This window comes from Allorhizobium pseudoryzae (genome assembly GCF_011046245.1).
Classification (GTDB): Bacteria; Pseudomonadota; Alphaproteobacteria; order Rhizobiales; family Rhizobiaceae; genus Neorhizobium; species Neorhizobium pseudoryzae.
Genome location: NZ_CP049241.1, coordinates 811,315 through 826,992 on the forward strand (window position 1 = coordinate 811,315; position 15,678 = coordinate 826,992).

Consider the following 15,678-nt stretch of genomic DNA (forward strand, 5'->3'; position numbering starts at 1 on the left):
TTGCTGACCGATGCCCCCCTCCTGCCCGACACCGGCGAACCGGGCTTCGGTCTTTACGTGCACTGGCCCTTCTGTGCGGCCAAGTGCCCCTATTGCGACTTCAACAGCCATGTGCGTCACCAGCCGGTGGACCAGGCCCGTTTCACCACCGCCTTCCTGAAGGAAATGGACGCCATGCGGGCGCTCTCCGGCCCGAAGACGGTGACCAGTATTTTCATGGGCGGCGGCACGCCGTCTCTGATGGAACCGGCGACCGTGGAGGCGATCCTCGACGGTATCGCGGCGCGCTGGCATGTGCCGGCCGGCATCGAGGTGACGATGGAGGCGAACCCGTCGAGCGTCGAGGCGGAGCGTTTCCGTGGCTACCGGGCGGCGGGCGTCAACCGGGTGTCGCTCGGCGTGCAGGCGCTGAATGACCGCGACCTGAAATTCCTCGGCCGGCTGCATGACGTGGCGGATGCGCTGAAAGCCATCCGGCTGGCGCGCGAGATCTTTCCGCGCATGAGCTTCGACCTCATCTATGCAAGGCCCAACCAGACGGTGGAGGACTGGGAGAGGGAACTGAACGAAGCCGTCTCCTACGCCGTCGATCACCTCTCGCTCTACCAGCTGACCATCGAGGAGGGCACGCCCTTCTTCGGCCTACACAAGGCGGGAAAGCTGGTGGTTCCGGATGGCGACCAGTCCGCAGCACTCTACGAGGCGACGCAGGAGATCACCAGTGGCTTCGGCATGCCGGCCTATGAGGTGTCCAACCATGCCCGCCCCGGTGCGGAAAGCCGGCACAACCTCACCTACTGGCGCTACGGTGATTATGCCGGCATCGGTCCCGGCGCACACGGGCGCCTCAGCCAGCGCAGCCTGAAGATTGCCACCGCCACCGAACGCAAGCCGGAAGCCTGGCTCGATCTCGTCGAACGGCAGGGTCACGGCATGCTGGATCAGGAGGTGCTCGACCGCGAAGAACAGGCGGACGAACTGCTTTTGATGGGCCTGAGGCTGCGCGAAGGCGTGGATCTTGCACGCTGGCAGCAGCTGTCCGGCCGCGACCCGAACCCGGAGCGCGAGCAGATTTTACTGGAACACGGTTTTATCGAACGGCTCGGCAATTCCAGGCTCCGCTGCACGCCGAAGGGCATGCTGATCCTTGATGCGGTGGTGGCGGATCTCGCCTGCTAGTGTCTCCGACACAGTCCTGTCATTGCTAAGCTTCAAGATGTCAGCAGGCTTTGCAGCAAAGGAGGCCGCCATGATCGTCGATGACCAATTCGCGCGCGAAGACATGGCCATCTTTTACGACAGCTTCAACCAGCATGGTGAGGATGGTGCCTTCTATCTCTCCTTGCCCAAAGCGCCTGCTCGGATTCTGGATGTGGGCTGCGGCACCGGTCTTCTAACTATTCCCCTGGCCGAAAGGGGACACCGGGTCACCGGCATCGATCCCGCCGAGGGAATGTTGTCGGTGGCGAGGCGCAAGCCTTCGGCGGACCGGGTGCAATGGGTCAAGGCCTTTGCCGAGGATTTCAAACTTGCCGAGCGCTTCGATCTCGCGATCATGACGGCGCATGTCTTTCAGGTGTTTCCAGACAATGCGGCAACGCTTGCCGCACTCGGCAATATCCGAAAGCATCTTGCACCCGGTGGCCGGCTCGTGTTCGAAAGCCGCAATCCGGCCGTCCTGGACTGGAAAAGCTGGACCCGCGCGCTGACGACCGAAACAAGAGACATCCCGGGCATCGGGCCGGTCGAAGTTTTCTACCAATGGCGCGAGGCCGAAGGCGATCAGGTAACCTTCGATGCGGTCTACACGCTTCTGAACACCGGTGAACAGCGGATCAGTCCGAGCACGCTGCGCTTTGCCGACAGGGAGACGATCATCGACCTTCTGATGGAGGCGGGCTTTCGCCTTCAATCGGTCTTTGGCTGGTGGGACGGTGCACCCTTCGACCGCCACACCAGCCGTGAAATGATCTTTTCCGCCGAGGCATGACCACCCCTCTCAGTGCACCGGGGCGCTTCGCGCAAAAATCTTCCGCCACAACCGGCCATCGATGGCGGCAAGCCCGATTGCGATCAAAACCAGGCCGGCGAGGTGGCGCAACGCCAGCTGCTCGCCGAGCACGATCGCACCGAGCAGGATGGCGCTGGGCGGGATCAGGATCGTCACCAGCATCAGGTTGGTGGCGCCGGCGGTCGCCAGGATGCGGAAGAAGATGATGTAGGCCAGCGCGGTGGAGAACAGAGCGAGGCCGATCAGGGCGCTCCAGGTCTCAAGACCGCCCACGGCCAGAGTCCAGGGGCGATCGACGAGCAGGGCAACCGGCAGAAGCAGGACGGCGGACGCGGTGACCTGACCTGCCGCCGGCATGATGGGGGCCAATCCCATGCGGCGGAACCGCCGGCCGAAGATGCCGGCGAAGGCGTAAGACACCGCGGCGGCAAGCGCGGCGAGTTCGCCCCACAGCGCCCCACCCGCATGGCCGGACAGCGAGGGAGCGAAGACGGACGGGCCGATCATCCAGGCAACGCCGGCAATGCCGATCAGGACCCCGGCCAGGCGGTTGACCGTCAACTTTTCGTCCGTCGTCAACACATGGGCAACGAGGACACCGAAAAGCGGCGTCGTGGCATTCAGGATGGCGGCAAGCCCGCTCGCAATCTGCGTCTGGCCCCAGACGATCAACGTGAAGGGGATGACATTGTTGAGCAGGCCCATGCCGAAGAAGGCGAGCCAGACGTCGCGCCCGCGCGGAATGGCAAGGCCGGAGAGGCGCACGAAGGTCCAGAGCGAAAGCGCCGCCAGGATCACACGGGCCGTGACGATGGTCAGCGGCGGCCAGGTTTGCACCAGGATACCGTTGAACAGGAAGGACCCGCCCCAGAGTAATGACAGGCCGCCCAGCATGCTCCACTCGGTGAGTCCCATTTCCTTGGTCACCATCATCGTCTCCTCTTGTGCCTGCCAGCCATGATGCGGGAACACCCGCCATCACGCCACCCGTTTCCTGCGGCTCGCCCCCGACAGCAATGGCGCGATCGGGATGGCGCGGGCGGGTCTCGGTTTCGCGCTCGTCCGGGAAAGCTTTGCGGCACGTGATCTCGCGGAAAAGCGGCTTGTCGCACCCTTCCGGCGCCCCGCCGCAAGCCGGTTTGCCTATTACCTCGTCTATCCGCCGGACGCTCTGGACCGGGCCTCCGTCAAGACCGTCCGCGACTGGCTGCGCGCAGAGGCTGATCGCCCTTAAGCCTGCGCAAACACATGCAGCCAGGGTGTCGGCACGCGGTCGTAACCGGAGCCTTCCGCCGCCTCGACCAGAAGCTCCGTCCAGTCCGGCCCATAGGCCGTGCGTAGAAAACCTTCGTCCGGATAATTGAAGTAGCGGCCGAAGCGATCGGTGCCCTCGCCGCCACCGGCCTTGTAGCTGGCATAAAACACGGCACCCGGCGTCATCGCCCGCCGGATGCGCTGGAGAATGTCGGGAAGATCCACCCGCGGCACATGCAGCAGGCAGGCATTGGCCCAGACACCGTCATAGGCTGCCACCGCTTCGATCTGGTCGAAGGGCAGGACAGAAACGGGAATGCCGAGGCGGACTGATGCTTCCGTCGCCATTTCGGCAATGCCATCCGTTGGATGAACATCAAGTCCCTGCGCCAGCATCCAGGCGCTTTCGCGCCCGCTGCCGCAGCCCAGTTCGAGGATCCGCGCGCCTGCAGGCAGGCGGGCGGCAAAACGTTGCAGATTGGGAGAGGCGGGATAGGCACCGGTATCTGCGGCATAGCTTGCCGCCTTGCGGGCATAAAAAGAGGCGGTCTCTCCGGTCTTTTCCGTCATGCCGCCTCTCTCCGCCCGAGCCCGTTCAGGCGTTGTTTTCGTTGATCAACCGCTTCAGCAGCTCGATCTCGTGGCTGAGCTTGGTGTCACCCGAGATCAGTTCCTCGATCTTGCGCACGGCGTGCAGCACGGTCGTGTGGTCACGGCCACCGAAACGACGGCCGATTTCCGGGAAGGAGCGCGGCGTGAGCGTCTTCGACAGATACATGGCGATCTGGCGCGGCTTGACGATGACGCGGGTTCGGCGGTTCGACACCAGTTCCTGGCGCGACACGTTGTAGTGACGGGCGACGATGCGCTGGATGTCTTCGATGCGCACGCGCTTGGCTTCGCCGGCGCCGACCAGATGCGCCAGGAGTTCATCGACACGCTCGATCGACAGTTCCGGTTCGAACGAGCGGCGGAAGATCAGCTGGTTGAAGGCGCCTTCCAGCTCGCGGCCGGAATTGGCAACATTGCGAGCCACGTGGTCGAGGATCTGGTCGGGAATATCGAGCGCCGGATCGTCCTGGCGCGCGATGTCCAGGCGGCGCTTCAGCATCTCGAAACGCATCTCGTAATCCGGTGTCTCCACCTCGATCGCCACACCGCCCTGCAGACGCGAACGGACGCGCGGATCGAGCGATTCCAGCTCCCAGGGGGCGCGGTCGGCGGCAACCACCACCTGCTTGGCGCTGTCGAGCAGCATGTTCAAAAGATGGCAGAACTCGTTCTGGATCATCTTGCCCTGCAGGAACTGCATATCGTCGATGATCAGGAGATCGATGTTGCGCAGCGATTCCTTCAGCGTCAGCGCGTCATTGTCGCGGATCGCGGTGGCGAACCGCCACATGAAGTATTCGGCGGTCAGGTAAACGACGCGCGGATTGCGGTCGCTGTTGACGGCGGCATTGGCGATCGCCTGCAGGAGATGCGTCTTGCCGAGACCGACGCCAGCATGGACGAAGAGCGGGTTGAAGCGCACGGCGCTGGCGCCGGCTTCGGCAATCGTCTTGGCGGCAGCGAGTGCCACGCGGTTCGACGGACCTTCGACGAAGGTCTCGAATGTGTAGCGGCTGTCGAGCGGCGAGCCGAAGAGCGGGCCGGCCGAGGACGACGGACGGGCCGACGGGTTGGACTGCCCGGTCGACGGGGCCGCGGTCGGGAAGGTGGCGATCTGGCCGATCTCCCGCATGCCGGTGCGGCGCGGCGTCTGCACCGGTGCAATGTCGGCTGCGGGCGCTGCGCGCTCTTCAACGGCCGGACGGGCAGCAGCAGCGCGGCTTGCCGTGCGCACCAGAATCTCGACCTTCAGGATTTCGGAATCTTCCGCCTGGAAGATGGTGGTGATGAGGTCCAGGTAACGGTTGTTGATCCAGGACTTCAGAAACGTCGTCGGCACCGTCAGACGCACAACACTCTTGGAAACCGAATGCAGCTTCAGGCGTGCGAACCAGCTTGCATACACTTCCGGACCTACCTGAGCCTTCAAGCGTGCGCTGAAGCGCTCAAACAGGGCGTTATGCTTCATTTCGGAATTTTCTCCTGCCAACGTGGAGCATACTGAACCGCGTGCCTCGGGCGCCTGGTTCCCACTCTCCAGCGTCCGGGCCGAAACCGTATTCATCTGCATTCTGTGCCGCCTTCTCAATCGTTGCCCGCCGGTGCGTGTCATCCGCCCGCCGGGTAGTCTTGCTCTTTAAGGCAGGTCAGCCTGTTCGCCTCGCCCGAACATACCACCCTCGCCTTTGTTTCTTTGATCCCGCATGACCTGCAGGATTGATCACGGCCTTTCGGCCGTCTTGGATGCTCCCCATGCATCCGGTCCGATGACACCCCCTCGCGTTGGCGCCACCAGCCTCGATCTTCGTCTCCCTTCCTTCGGCACAACGCCCTGTGCCCGACACAAAAAGCCAGCCCCCGGAATCCTCGACAGGAACCGGCGAACAACCCAAAGTTACAAGAAGAAAACGGGAAGTTACCTTGGCCCGTTGCAAAAACGACAAGACGGATGCTGCTGGAATTCCAGTCTGCACACCTGCCTTCCGGGAAAGTCCCCGCGCCCTTGCTGAGGCTCATTAAGGCAGGATCGGCAGGCGAGATCAACGATGAATTTTCGGCAAAAGGAGTGGGCCGGCGTTGACTCTGAGGGCCTAATTTGACTCGGGAGCACCCCCCCCTCAGAGAATCTCAGTCGAATCAAAGAGATTCAATTTTCGGCCTGTGTGGCGACCGTTGTGAAGGGTCAAAAAATAAAATTCGCTTGACTCACATGAGGGGCATCAAGGCCCGCTGCAAACCTGTTCAATTGCGAGCATCCTCCCGCAAGTGATTGAATTTTATTTCTTTTTATTGTCATCCCCTTGTCATCGCAGCGACAAAGAGATGCGACCGCGATTTCTCACGGGTGAGAATCACGAAAAGCCCGGTCGATGACCGGGCTTGAATTCATGACAGTCGTTTATGACGAAATTAAGCCGTCAGGGCCTTCACGCGGGCCGCCAGACGGGACACCTTCCGGGAGGCCGTGTTGCCGTGCATCACACCCTTGGTGGCAGCACGCTGGATTTCCGGCTGAGCCGCGCGGAGCGCTTCGGCTGCCTGGGCCACGTCGCCCGATGCGATGGCTTCTTCAACCTTGCGGATGAACGTACGAACGCGCGAGCGGCGCGCCTTGTTGATGTCGGTGCGGCGTGCGATCTTGCGGGTCGCCTTTTTCGCCGAAGTTGTATTGGCCATGTATGCCTCTCTACGAATTCGAACCAAAACTCCGCCGTCGCCGCGCCGGGTCCATGCGACCTGTCTTCCAGCAATTCGGGAGCAATAGAGGAAGCCGTCGAAGGCTTTCCCAACTGTGGGCGGCGATATAGCCCCATAACGGCCTTCAGTCAACGCGCATTTTCACGCTTGCAGCAAAGTAACCGCCCCAAGCCGCTGATTTGCGATTCATTTCTGGCAGGTTTCGCAGAAGAAGGTGGAGCGGCCGGATTGGACGAGCCGGCTGACGATGCCGCCGCAGCCTTCCCGCCGGCAGGGTTCCGTCTCCCGGTCATAGACGGAAAAGCTGTGCTGGAAGTAGCCAAGCGAGCCGTCCGTCTGGATATGGTCGCGCAGCGAGGAGCCGCCGGCGGCGATCGCATCGGCAATCACCTCGCGAATGGCGACCGTCAGCGCCATGAGTTCCGGCTTCGGCTTTCCTGCCTTCGTCACCAGCGTGCCCGCCTTGCGTTTGGGCGAGAGGCCCGAACGCCACAGCGCCTCGCATACATAGATATTGCCAAGGCCGGCAATCACCGTCTGGTCGAGCAGCATGCCCTTCAGCGGCTGGATACGATCGCGGAACCGGGCAGCGAGATACTCCGCGTCGAGCAGATTGCCGGTCGGTTCCGGCCCCAGCCCGGCAAAGGCGGGATAGAGATCGAGCTCACTGCGGGCCCACAGATGCATGAAACCGAAACGCCGCGGATCATTGTAGATGACGCGAAGCGACCGGTCGCCCTTCGTCAGGTGAAACAGCACATGATCGTGCTTCTCATCCTTCGAGCGCGGATGGTGAAAATCGCCGGGAATTTCCGCCGGCCCCGCCTCCTCGATCCGGAAGGAGCCGGACATGCCAAGATGGGCAATGATGGTCATGCCGTCATCGAGATCGATCAGGAGGTATTTCGCCCGCCGTCCAAGCCCGATGATCGTGCGGCCACTGACCCGTTCTGAAAACTGGTCCGGCAGGGGAAACCGCAAATCCGGGCGGCGTGTCTCCAGACGCTCCAGACGCGCCTGTTCCATGGTCGGGGCCAGACCGCGACGAACGGTCTCCACCTCTGGCAATTCGGGCATGAGTTCCTAAGTTCCTGTTTCCAACATGGCGGTCTGCCTCTATAGACCAGCGCCATAGTGCCGCAAGCACGACAAGAGATAGTATCGCCCGGCCGGCTTCGCTATGGTCGCCGGCAGTGACGACACGGATGAGGATCAGATCGCATGGCTGACAGCCGGACCTCTGCTGACGGTGGAATGGAAACCTCCTATGGCTTCCGCGAAGTGGGCCAGGGCGAAAAGCAGGGTCTCGTCAACGAGGTCTTCCACAAGGTCGCCAAGCGCTACGACATCATGAACGACGTGATGTCGGCGGGCATGCACCGCGTCTGGAAGGATGCGATGGTGGCAAGCCTCAACCCGCGCAAGGACCCGTCCTACAAGGTGCTGGACGTGGCAGGCGGCACCGGTGACATCGCGTTCCGGATCGTCGAAGCCTCCGGCCGGCAGGCGCAGGCAACCGTGCTCGATATCAACGGGTCCATGCTGGACGTCGGTGCCGAGCGCGCCGCCAAGCGCAAGCTCTCCCAAAACCTCACCTTCGTCGAAGCCAATGCCGAGGAACTGCCCTTCGAGAACGGCACCTTCGATGCCTATACGATCGCGTTTGGCATCCGCAACGTGCCGCGCATCGATGTGGCGCTGTCGGAAGCGTTTCGCGTGCTGAAGCGCGGCGGGCGCATTCTCGTGCTCGAGTTTTCCGAAGTCGAAATGCCGCTGCTCGACCGTTTCTACGACGAGTGGTCGTTCCGGGCCATTCCGCAGTTCGGCAAGATGATCACCGGTGACGCCGAACCCTACCAGTATCTGGTGGAATCGATTCGCAAGTTTCCGAACCAGGAGGATTTTGCCCGGATGATCCGCGCCGCCGGTTTTTCGCGCGTCACCTATACGAATTTCACCGGCGGCATTGCCGCGCTGCATTCCGGCTGGAAACTCTGACGCATGGATAGAAGCGCTGGCGGAATGAAGGTTTTGGCATGAGCACGATCGGCGCCTATTTTCGGCTTGCCCGCGTCGGCTGGGTGCTGGTGCGCGAAGGCGTCGTGGCGGCCCTGCCGACACAGGGCCTGCCGCCGATCGTTGGCCTTGCCAAATCGGTCGCGCAGATCTTCACCCGCCCAGCCTCCATCCAGGAAAGCCGCAGCGTGCGGCTCACCAACGCGGTCGATCGCCTCGGCCCCTCCTATGTGAAGATCGGCCAGTTCCTCGCCACCCGCCCGGATGTGGTCGGCGTCGATTGGGCGCTCGATCTCTCCATGCTCCAGGACCGCATGGCCTTCTTCCCGACGGACACGTCGAAGTCGGCGATCGAGTTGTCGCTCGGCCGTTCCATCAGCGACCTCTATGCCCGTTTCGACGAGCCGATCGCGGCCGCCTCGATCGCACAGGTGCATCCCGCCGCCGTCTCCCATCCCGATGGCGAGCGCAAGGTGGCGGTCAAGGTGGTGCGCCCGGGCGTGCGCCAGCGCTTTGCCCATGACATCGAGAGCATGTACCTGATGGCCCGCATGCAGGAGCGGCTTTTGCCGTCCACGCGGCGCCTCAGGCCTGTCGAAGTCACGCGCACGCTGGAACAGACGACCAAGCTGGAAATGGACCTGCGCCTTGAGGCCGCGGCCCTTTCCGAAATCGGCGAAAACACCAAGAACGATCCGGGCTTTCGTGTGCCCCAGGTGGATTGGGAGCGCACCGGGCGCGACGTCATCACCATGGAATGGATCGACGGCATCAAGATGTCGAACATCGAGGGCCTGCGCGCCGCCGGTTTCGATCTCGAGAAGCTTGCCGAAACGCTGATCCAGTCCTTCCTGCGCCACACGCTGCGCGACGGCTTTTTCCACGCGGACATGCATCCCGGCAATCTGTTCGTTGATCCGGACGGCATCATCGTCGCGGTGGACATGGGCATTGTCGGCCGGCTCGGCAAAAAGGAACGGCGTTTCCTCGCCGAAATCCTCTACGGTTTCATCACCCGCGATTACCTGCGTGTGGCAGAGGTGCATTTCGAAGCAGGCTACGTGCCCTCGCACCACGATGTGGCCAGTTTTGCCCAGGCGATCCGCGCAATTGGCGAGCCGATCCACGGCCAGCCGGCGGAAACCATTTCCATGGCCCGCCTGTTGGCGCTGCTCTTCGAGGTGACCGACCTCTTCGAGATGCAGACGCGGCCGGAACTCATCATGCTGCAGAAGACCATGGTGGTGGTGGAGGGTGTGTCGCGCATGCTCGATCCGCGCTTCAACATGTGGCGCGCGGCAGAACCGGTCGTCGGCGGCTGGATCCGCGACAATCTGGGCCCCAAACGCATTGCAACGGATCTGCGCGACGGCCTGAAGGCTGCCGTGAAGCTCGCGGAAGCCGCCCCGGAAATCGCCGCCAAGACGGAAAAGTTCCACCAGCAGCTGCTGCACATGACCGAACACGGCGTGCGCTTCGACGGCGAGACAGCGGAAGCGATCGGCAAGGCGGAAGCCAAACACAGCCGCTGGGGCCGCGCGGCCCTCTGGGTAATCGCTGCAACGCTGATCTATATCGCCGTTCAGGTGAGCTGATCGGCAGGCACGAGCTCTGCGCCTTTCAGGCTGCGGCGAAGATGGACGCAGATCTCTTCATCATCATCCGTCTCGCAGCCTACGCGTTTACCGTGTTCAGAGATAGATCCGCCAGGTGGCGGGTGGGGCCTTCATTTCGCCCCCTTCTTCATGGTTTGTTAAGCATCATTTCATGAGGAGAGCGTGAATGGCGCTGGGCGCATCGCATCGGCTGCACGACGGGGTGGCCGCCGTTGAAACCATGACGCGCTTTGCGCTGGCCGTTCTGGCACTTGCCTCCGGCGTCTACACCTATCTCGGGGTGCGCAGCATTCTCGACGGCTCGCCGACCGCGGTCTTCTTCGCCGCCATCATCTATTCCGGCTCCGTCTCGGTCGCGATCTACGCCTTCTGGTCCTACATGGCGCGGTTCTTTCCGCATGTGACCGGCCCTTCCGCCCGCGGTGCGATGATCGGCGTCATGGCGCTCGGCTGCGCGATGATCATTGCCATGTCGAGCTGGCTGAATGCGGCAGCCCTTGCCGGTTCGGCAGCGCTCGAACAGCATCTCGCCGAAACCGTGGAAGGGTATACCGCCGATCTCGACCGGGCGCACCAGAATGCGCTTGCCGCGCAAAGCCTGCTGCCCGACATCCAGCGCGCCTCCGAGCGGTTCGCGCAGCTGGCAGACGACGAGCGGCAGTCCGGCGCGCTGACAGGCACCACGGGTGCGGGCAGTGTCGTGCAGCTGCTCAGCCAGATGTCGGCCCAGCTGAAGGAACTGGAAACGGGCATCGTTGCCTCGCGCGAGCAGGTGGCGACCCTGTTTGGCCAGGGCCAGAAGCGGCTGGAAACCATGCGCACGCTCGTTTCGGCACCGGGCGCGATATCTCCCCGCGCCGATCAGTTTTCCTCCGAAGTCGTGGCGCTGACGGGCGTCATCACCTCGCTCAACCAGACCTCGATTGCGCCTTCGATCCGCCGCGCCGCGGATGATCTGTCGCTCGGCTTCATCGCCCCGGTCGCCGATGGCCGGCAGGCGGATCTTGCCAATCGCCAGGACCAGGTGATGCAAACGATCCGGGCGTCCGTGGCCGCCCAGTCGAAGGTGCTGGCGGAGGCCGCGGACGATATCCTCAACCGCCCGCCGGTCGCCGAGCGCCGTTTCGTGCCGCTCTCCTCGGCCGAAGCCGTGCTGCGTTACGCCAGCGACTTCATTCCGGCCTGGGCCGGCGCGATCTCCATCGACCTGTTGCCCGCCGTGCTCGTCTTCATTCTGGCGACCGTGCATGGCGTGATCCGCCGGCAGGAAAGCCGCATGCCCTTTGCCGAGCGCATCACGGCCGCCGAACTGCTGGAGGCGCTGGAGGTTCAGCGGGCGCTGAATGCCCGCGGCGTCGATCTGCACGAGGTCGTTCGCCAGGCAGAGGAACGGCAGGCCGCGCCCTCCGCGCCTCCGGAACCGAACTCCACCGAGAGCGAGGACGAAGGCAAGGTGACCAGCCTCGAGATCAGCAAGCTGCCGCGCAAGGGCCCGGGGGCATGAAACCAGCGGCAGCCGCCTCCAAAGCCTGGCAAGCCTTTGCCCGCGCCGATGACAGCGTGCTGATGCGCGGTGCCTTCTATGGGCTTCTCGCCACGGCAGCCCTCTTCGTGGTGATCGACCTGCGTGAACTGGCCGGTGAGGCCGAAACGGCGATGCCCGGTCATGACCCCCTACAGACGGACCAGCCGGTGCTGCCGCCGGCACTCACCGACGGCAAACCGCACGCCCCACCCGTCGAGCCGACGACGCCTTCCGAGCGCCTGCGCCAGCCGATCCGCTTCGAGCTGCAGCCGGGCGGGATCCTTCTCGCCGAGGGCGCGATCGATCCGGGTGCCGCGGCCCGGTTCCAGACGGAAATCGAAGCGCGCGGCGAATATGTGAAAACGGTTCTGCTGAATTCTCCGGGCGGCGCCGTGGACGATGCGGTCGCGATCTCCTCCCTCATCCGCGAGAAGAAGCTGACGACCCGCGTGACGACGGGCGCACTGTGTGCCTCCTCCTGCCCGATCGTCATGGCGGGCGGGGTGACGCGCGAGGCGGAGAAGGACGCGGTGATCGGCGTCCACCAGGTCTTCAACGGCAGCCGGGAGCGGCCTTCGCCGGAAGAGGCGATGTCGAGCGCCCAGGCGACGACGGCGCGCGTTGCCCGCCACCTGCAGGAGATGGGGATCGGCCCTGGCCTCTGGTTCCACGCGCTGGAAACCCCACCGGACCGGCTCTATTACCTGACGGAGGCGGAGCTGAAGGCGTTCAAGCTCGTCACTTCCGCCCCCCCGCCACAGCCGGTGGCACGGAAGAAATAACGGCACCTCCCTCCTCGACGTACAGCCCGCCTTTTCTGCTCCTCCAGGCGTGAAAGACCGCTTGCAGTTTCTGCCCTTTTCGGTTCAACTGCGCAGCATCAGATAAAAATTTGAGGCTTCAACAAAGAGGCCCGGGAACAGCTGAACCGAACAACGGAGCCAGTGAGCCAATGCGTCTATCCCGTACCATCGCCGCCCTTGCCCTGACCGCGTCCTGCGCCCTCTTTGGCGCCACCGCCGCGCTTGCAGACACCACCCTCAACATGGCCAACTGGCTGCCGCCCACCCATCCGCTCGTCACCGACGTGATGAAGCCCTATGCGGAGGCGGTGAAGAAGGCGACCGAAGGTCGCGTGACGATCAACATCATGCAGGCGCCGCTCGGGCCGCCGGCCGCGCATTTCGATTTCGCCGTCAACGGCGTCGCCGACATCACCTATGGCGTGCAGGGCTACAATCCGGGCCGCTTCAAGACCACCAATATTGCCGAGATCCCGTTCCTCGGCGATACGGCGGAATCGGTGTCCGTCGGTTACTGGCGCGTCTTCGACAAGGACCTGCGCAAAGCCGGCGAATATGACAAGGTGCATGTGCTGGGCGTCTTCACGCACGGCCCCGGACAGATCTTCATGAAGGGCCGCGATGTCACCGGCGCCGAGCCGGTGAAGGGCGCCAAGCTGCGCGTCGGCGGCGGCATCGTCGCCGATCTCGTGAAAGCCATGGGCGGCGTGCCGGTGGAAGGCCCCTCCTCCAAGACCTATGAAATCCTGTCCAGCGGCGTTGCCGACGGCATCACCTTCCCGTTCGAATCCGTCGCCTTCTTCAAGCTGATCCCGATGCTGGACACGGCACTCGTCGTGCCGGGTGGCCTCTACAACACCTCCTTCTACGTGGTGATGAACGAGGCGAAGTGGAAAGCGCTGTCCGACGCCGACAAGAAGGCGATCGACAGCGTCTCCGGCGAGGCGCTGGCACGGTTGGCCGGCAAGGCCTGGGACAAGGCCGACAATGCCGGCAAGGCGGCCATGGACGGCAAGATCAAGCTCGTCTCCGCCACGCCGGAGCAGGTGAAGGCCATCGAGACCGCCCTGAAGCCGATCGTCGATGCCAAGCTTGCCGAAACCGCCGCGACCGGCGTTGACGTGCAGGCCGCGCTCTCCTTCATGAAGGGCGAGATCGCCAAGGCGGCCAAAGGCCAATGAGCGGATCAGCGAAGCCCTCCGGGCAACCGGCGGGACACGCTTCATCGGTGGGTACGCGGTTGACCCACCGTCTGCTCTCGGTGATCTGCGGGATCATGCTGTTTGCCATGATGTTCGTGACGCTCATCGACGTGGTGGGGCGTTACCTGCTGAACAGTCCGCTGCAGGGGGCGACGGAACTGACGGCGCTGCTGCTGGTCTCGACCATCTTCATCGGGCTGCCCGCCGTCTGCCTGGATGAGGATCACGTCACCGTCGATCTCGTGACGGACCATCTGCCGGCCTTCATCCAGCCCATCCGCCGCGGCATCATCCGCCTGTTGTCGGCGATCGTGCTTTTCGTCGTCGCCTGGCGGCTCTTCGCCTATGGCCACGACCTGTCGAGCTACGGGGAAACGACGGTCAGCCTCCGGCTTCCCGTCGCGCCCTTTGCCTATCTCTGCTCCGCCACCACGCTGGTTGCGGGTCTGATCACGCTGCGGCACGTCTTTTCCCGTTCCTGATCCGAAAGTTGACGCATGAGCTGGCCGATCGGTTGCCTCCTCTTCCTGGCCCTGATGTTTTCCGGCATGCCCATCGCCTTTGCCATGGCACTGGTCGGCGTGGTGGGCACCCTGTCGATCATCGGCATGGCGCCGGCCTTTGCGCTGCTGGGTCAGACCTTCTTCGACAATGGCCGCGAATATTCGCTGTCGGTGCTGCCGCTGTTCCTGATGATGGGCAATTTCGTCGTGCAGTCCGGCGTGGCGGATGATCTCTACAAGGCGGCGCATGCCTGGCTGCGGCACCGCAAGGGCGGGTTGGCGATTGCCACCATCCTCGCCTGCGGCGGCTTTTCCTCCGTCTGCGGCTCGTCGCTGGCAACAGCCGCAACCATGGCGAAGATCGCGCTGCCCTCCATGCGCCGCTATCGCTATCCGGACAGTCTCTCGACCGCCTCGATTGCCGCCGGCGGCACGCTCGGCATCCTCATTCCGCCCTCCGTCATCCTGGTCTTCTACGGCATCATTGCGCAGCAGGACATCGGCAAGCTGTTCCTCGCCGGCATCATCCCGGGTCTCATCGGCATGGCCGGTTATGCGGCCGCCGTCGTCATCTCGGTCAGGCTGCGCGGGCTTGACCTGCCGACCGAGGAGAAACTGCCGCTGAAGGAGCGGCTGAAGGCGACCCGCGGGGTGAGCGGCGCGCTTATCCTCTTCACCTTCGTGATGGGCGGCATCTATCTCGGCGTCTTCACCGCCACCGAATCCGCCGGCATGGGCGCGGCGGGTGCGATGGCTCTCACCATCCTCAAGGGCCGCTTCAAGCTGGAAGAGACCTTCCGCACGCTCTATGAAACGGCGAAGAACACGGCGATGATGTTCTTCATCCTGTTCGGCGCGCTGACCTTCACCAACTACGTCAACCTGTCCGGCATGGCCACCGACCTGCAGGGAGCGCTGTCCGGCTTTCAGAGCCCGCTTGCGATCATCTTCATCATCCTCGCCATCTATCTGGTGCTCGGCTGCCTGTTCGAGAGCCTGTCGATGATCACGCTGACCGTGCCGATCTTCTATCCCGTGGTGGCGGGCGCCGGCTTTGACCTCATCTGGTTCGGCATCTTCGTGGTGGTGGTGACCGAGATCAGCTACATCACCCCACCGGTCGGCATGAATGCCTTCGTGCTGCGCTCGGTGGTCAAGGACGTGCGGCTCGGCACGATCTTCTCCGGCCTCGTGCCCTTTGTGGTGATGGATTTCCTGCGCATCCTGCTGCTCATCTTCGTGCCGGTGCTCGCGCTCTTCATTCCCTCGCAGATGTAAGTCCCCATCCGGCGATTGCATGTTGTGCGTCAGGCGCTTAGGGTCCGGGGCACGATAGGGGGCAAGGTTCCAGGCGACCGTTGATGTCCCCTCATCCGCCCTTCGGGCACCTTCTCCCCGTGGGGAGAAGGGGAGGCTGCGGCGTCGCGTTCCCCTCTCCC

Annotated in this window: 15 protein-coding genes; 10 read left to right on the top strand and 5 right to left on the bottom strand. The window is 63.5% G+C overall.

The genetic code is table 11. The features are described from left to right. The first annotated feature begins 3 nt into the window (after nt 1-3). Both hemW and G6N78_RS03985 read left to right on the top strand, forming a co-directional pair. Nucleotides 4-1,179 carry a radical SAM family heme chaperone HemW gene (hemW, locus tag G6N78_RS03980; RefSeq protein ID WP_165221259.1) on the top strand — a complete coding sequence of 392 codons (1,176 nt, stop codon included), beginning with the start codon at nt 4-6 and terminating at the stop codon, nt 1,177-1,179. A 70-nt stretch (nt 1,180-1,249) separates the two neighbouring features. Continuing rightward, nucleotides 1,250-1,990, top strand: coding sequence for a class I SAM-dependent methyltransferase (locus G6N78_RS03985; protein WP_165215932.1), 741 nt, complete (start codon nt 1,250-1,252; stop codon nt 1,988-1,990). Nucleotides 1,991-1,999: 9 nt separating this feature from the next. On the opposite strand, the gene G6N78_RS03990 is transcribed toward G6N78_RS03985, so the two are convergent. Continuing rightward, a complete protein-coding gene (locus tag G6N78_RS03990) occupies nt 2,000-2,944 on the bottom strand; it encodes a DMT family transporter (protein ID WP_165215933.1) in 945 nt (314 codons plus the stop codon). Nucleotides 2,945-3,041: 97 nt separating this feature from the next. Here G6N78_RS03990 and G6N78_RS03995 point away from each other — a divergent pair, with 97 nt between their 5' ends. Then, on the top strand, nt 3,042-3,245 hold the full coding sequence (locus tag G6N78_RS03995) for a LysR substrate-binding domain-containing protein (RefSeq protein ID WP_165215935.1): 204 nt from the start codon (nt 3,042-3,044) through the stop codon (nt 3,243-3,245). Here G6N78_RS03995 and G6N78_RS04000 read toward each other — a convergent pair. The 4 genes from G6N78_RS04000 to mutM form a co-directional block, all read right to left on the bottom strand. Next, nucleotides 3,242-3,835 (bottom strand): class I SAM-dependent methyltransferase, encoded by a 594-nt coding sequence (locus G6N78_RS04000; protein WP_165215936.1) that lies wholly within the window; start codon nt 3,833-3,835, stop codon nt 3,242-3,244. The genes G6N78_RS03995 and G6N78_RS04000 overlap by 4 nt on opposite strands. Before the next feature lie 25 nt (nt 3,836-3,860). After that, on the bottom strand, nt 3,861-5,447 hold the full coding sequence (gene dnaA, locus G6N78_RS04005) for a chromosomal replication initiator protein DnaA (RefSeq protein WP_165215938.1): 1,587 nt from the start codon (nt 5,445-5,447) through the stop codon (nt 3,861-3,863). A gap of 839 nt (nt 5,448-6,286) precedes the next feature. Beyond that, a complete protein-coding gene (rpsT, locus tag G6N78_RS04010) occupies nt 6,287-6,553 on the bottom strand; it encodes a 30S ribosomal protein S20 (RefSeq protein ID WP_165215939.1) in 267 nt (88 codons plus the stop codon). A gap of 207 nt (nt 6,554-6,760) precedes the next feature. Then, nucleotides 6,761-7,651: a bifunctional DNA-formamidopyrimidine glycosylase/DNA-(apurinic or apyrimidinic site) lyase gene (mutM, locus tag G6N78_RS04015; RefSeq protein ID WP_165215941.1), complete on the bottom strand. Its 891-nt coding sequence runs from the start codon at nt 7,649-7,651 to the stop codon at nt 6,761-6,763. A 144-nt stretch (nt 7,652-7,795) separates the two neighbouring features. On the opposite strand from mutM, the gene ubiE reads away from it, so the two are divergent. From ubiE to G6N78_RS04050, 7 genes are all read left to right on the top strand, one after another. After that, nucleotides 7,796-8,572 (top strand): bifunctional demethylmenaquinone methyltransferase/2-methoxy-6-polyprenyl-1,4-benzoquinol methylase UbiE, encoded by a 777-nt coding sequence (gene ubiE, locus G6N78_RS04020; protein ID WP_165215942.1) that lies wholly within the window; start codon nt 7,796-7,798, stop codon nt 8,570-8,572. Between the two features lie 38 nt (nt 8,573-8,610). Then, nucleotides 8,611-10,185: a 2-polyprenylphenol 6-hydroxylase gene (ubiB, locus tag G6N78_RS04025; RefSeq protein WP_165215944.1), complete on the top strand. Its 1,575-nt coding sequence runs from the start codon at nt 8,611-8,613 to the stop codon at nt 10,183-10,185. A gap of 187 nt (nt 10,186-10,372) precedes the next feature. Next, nucleotides 10,373-11,710 carry a hypothetical protein gene (locus G6N78_RS04030; protein WP_165215945.1) on the top strand — a complete coding sequence of 446 codons (1,338 nt, stop codon included), beginning with the start codon at nt 10,373-10,375 and terminating at the stop codon, nt 11,708-11,710. Beyond that, the gene (locus G6N78_RS04035) at nt 11,707-12,513 is read left to right on the top strand and encodes a COG3904 family protein (protein WP_165215947.1); all 807 of its coding nucleotides are present in this window, start codon (nt 11,707-11,709) and stop codon (nt 12,511-12,513) included. The genes G6N78_RS04030 and G6N78_RS04035 overlap by 4 nt, the downstream gene beginning before the upstream one ends. Nucleotides 12,514-12,683: 170 nt before the next feature. Next, nucleotides 12,684-13,715 carry a TRAP transporter substrate-binding protein gene (locus tag G6N78_RS04040; RefSeq protein ID WP_165215948.1) on the top strand — a complete coding sequence of 344 codons (1,032 nt, stop codon included), beginning with the start codon at nt 12,684-12,686 and terminating at the stop codon, nt 13,713-13,715. Between the two features lie 47 nt (nt 13,716-13,762). Next, nucleotides 13,763-14,218: a TRAP transporter small permease gene (locus tag G6N78_RS04045; protein ID WP_206531602.1), complete on the top strand. Its 456-nt coding sequence runs from the start codon at nt 13,763-13,765 to the stop codon at nt 14,216-14,218. A 15-nt stretch (nt 14,219-14,233) separates the two neighbouring features. Next, complete coding sequence (locus tag G6N78_RS04050) at nt 14,234-15,517, top strand: TRAP transporter large permease (RefSeq protein ID WP_165215951.1); 1,284 nt, start codon at nt 14,234-14,236, stop codon at nt 15,515-15,517. The last annotated feature ends 161 nt before the right edge of the window (nt 15,518-15,678 follow it).

Excerpts from the sequence above, each read along its gene's own strand:
- G6N78_RS03985 (WP_165215932.1), top strand. The coding sequence starts at position 1,250 with ATGATCGTCGATGACCAATTCGCGCGCGAAGACATGGCCATCTTTTAC.
- G6N78_RS03990 (WP_165215933.1), bottom strand. The coding sequence starts at position 2,944 with ATGATGGTGACCAAGGAAATGGGACTCACCGAGTGGAGCATGCTGGGC.
- G6N78_RS03995 (WP_165215935.1), top strand. The coding sequence starts at position 3,042 with ATGGCGCGGGCGGGTCTCGGTTTCGCGCTCGTCCGGGAAAGCTTTGCG.
- G6N78_RS04000 (WP_165215936.1), bottom strand. The coding sequence starts at position 3,835 with ATGACGGAAAAGACCGGAGAGACCGCCTCTTTTTATGCCCGCAAGGCG.
- dnaA (WP_165215938.1), bottom strand. The coding sequence starts at position 5,447 with ATGCAGATGAATACGGTTTCGGCCCGGACGCTGGAGAGTGGGAACCAG.
- rpsT (WP_165215939.1), bottom strand. The coding sequence starts at position 6,553 with ATGGCCAATACAACTTCGGCGAAAAAGGCGACCCGCAAGATCGCACGC.
- mutM (WP_165215941.1), bottom strand. The coding sequence starts at position 7,651 with ATGCCCGAATTGCCAGAGGTGGAGACCGTTCGTCGCGGTCTGGCCCCG.
- ubiE (WP_165215942.1), top strand. The coding sequence starts at position 7,796 with ATGGCTGACAGCCGGACCTCTGCTGACGGTGGAATGGAAACCTCCTAT.
- ubiB (WP_165215944.1), top strand. The coding sequence starts at position 8,611 with ATGAGCACGATCGGCGCCTATTTTCGGCTTGCCCGCGTCGGCTGGGTG.
- G6N78_RS04030 (WP_165215945.1), top strand. The coding sequence starts at position 10,373 with ATGGCGCTGGGCGCATCGCATCGGCTGCACGACGGGGTGGCCGCCGTT.
- G6N78_RS04035 (WP_165215947.1), top strand. The coding sequence starts at position 11,707 with ATGAAACCAGCGGCAGCCGCCTCCAAAGCCTGGCAAGCCTTTGCCCGC.
- G6N78_RS04040 (WP_165215948.1), top strand. The coding sequence starts at position 12,684 with ATGCGTCTATCCCGTACCATCGCCGCCCTTGCCCTGACCGCGTCCTGC.
- G6N78_RS04050 (WP_165215951.1), top strand. The coding sequence starts at position 14,234 with ATGAGCTGGCCGATCGGTTGCCTCCTCTTCCTGGCCCTGATGTTTTCC.